Below are 1,572 nucleotides of genomic sequence, written 5' to 3'. Positions count from 1 at the left end.
CCACATGCATGCCGGCACGCAGCTTCTCCAGCATCTCCTCTGGCGAATAGCTTTCGTGATCCGCGCGCACGCGTGCCTGCTGGTAGCCGTTGAGYCGCGCGCCGCGCGTCATCGGGCAGCAACCGAGTACCGGAAGCCGGCTTTTTCCGGCAATCTCGAGCGCCTTAAGCACATCTGGATCTTCTTCCTGGATGAACTCGCGCACCGTCTCCCAAATACCGACGCATTCCGGCCAGTGATGGGTCGCTGCATGATCGGCCGGCCCGAAATAGTGGCCGACGGTCGAGCGCGGCATGGTGTAGGGCGTTTTGCAGGGCGCGCCCCAGAAAACCTTCAGCGGCGTCTGCTTGGCTTCATCGAGGAACTCACGCGCCGCTGCGGGACCGCCGACAACGATGATCTGGTCGAGCCCGGTGACGATCGAGGTTGTGCCAAGCGGCACCACGGCCTTGGCGAAGCTGGTGATCGACAGTTTCGAGCATTCGACATGCAGATGCCCGTCGATCATGCCTGGGCAGAGATATTTGCCCGTCGCGTCGACGATCTCGGTGTCGGGGCCGATATGATCCGAGATATCGCCGACAGCGATGATGCGGTTGCCGTAAACGGCGATATCGGCCTGGTAGATTTCTTCCGAAACGACGTTGACCAGTCTGCCGCCACGAACGGCCAATGTCGCCTTGGCTTCCCGCCCCGACGCCGCACGAATGAATTCCCTGATATCAGTCAAACGAACCTCCCTGGTTGATGGGAGTATTTCGACCTCGGGTCGTTTACACAATTGGCCGAAGAAGGCTATTTATTGGACAGATCATCCAATAGGTTGGACGAAATATGGACCTCTCGGTCATCGATTGTTTCGTGAAAGTCGCCGACGCCCGCTCGATCTCGGCGGCATCGCGGCTTCATCGGCTACCCAAATCGACGCTCAGTCATCGCATCCGGCAGCTGGAGGACGAGTTCGGCATGGAGCTCTTCGTGCGGGAAGGCCACCATCTCCACGTCACCGATGCAGGCTCAGAGCTTCTCCGTCATGCCCGGCGCATCCAGGCAAGCTGCGAGGACGCAGCAACTGCACTTGCTGAAATGCGCCAAGAAGTGGCCGGCACGCTGCGCGTCGGCTCCACAGGCGAGTTCGGCACGACCATCACCTCGGAACTGCTTTATGCCTTCCGCCAGCAATATCCGCAGGTCAATCTCGATGTCGTCTTCCTGACTTCGAGGCAGCCCTTCTCAGATGTGACGGAACAGGCCTTGGACGGCATCTTCCATTGGGGCGAGCCTTCTGATGTCGACTACATCAGCCGCCGCCTGTCGACGGCGTCTTATGGTCTCTACGCGAGCCCCGACTATCTCGCTCGCCATGGAACGCCTGAGACGACCGACGAACTGAGCGCCCATCGCGGACTGATCTTCCGCCAGCCGACCCGGCCGCAATCCTGGTATCTGGCGCAAAATGGTCGAAATGAGATCGACATCCTGCCGACAGCAAATTGCATCGCCAACGACTATTGGACGCTCAAATATTTCGCCGTCGCCGGTGAGGGCCTAGCCTATCTGCCTGGTTTCTTC

At 59.7% G+C, this 1,572-nt stretch carries 2 protein-coding genes; one reads left to right on the top strand and one right to left on the bottom strand.

Translation table 11 applies throughout. From position 1 onward, the window contains the following. On the bottom strand, nt 1-730 hold a 730-nt coding region (locus tag AC1DUU_RS31595; protein WP_476787244.1), incomplete at its 3' end, for an amidohydrolase family protein. Between the two features lie 104 nt (nt 731-834). Between AC1DUU_RS31595 and AC1DUU_RS31590 the strand changes: the two genes are divergently transcribed. Further along, on the top strand, nt 835-1,572 hold a 738-nt coding region (locus tag AC1DUU_RS31590), incomplete at its 3' end, for a LysR family transcriptional regulator (protein ID WP_476787243.1).

The organism is Aminobacter sp. P4_H6_2 (assembly GCF_056400805.1).
This window is presented reverse-complemented; position numbering and strand designations above follow the sequence as displayed.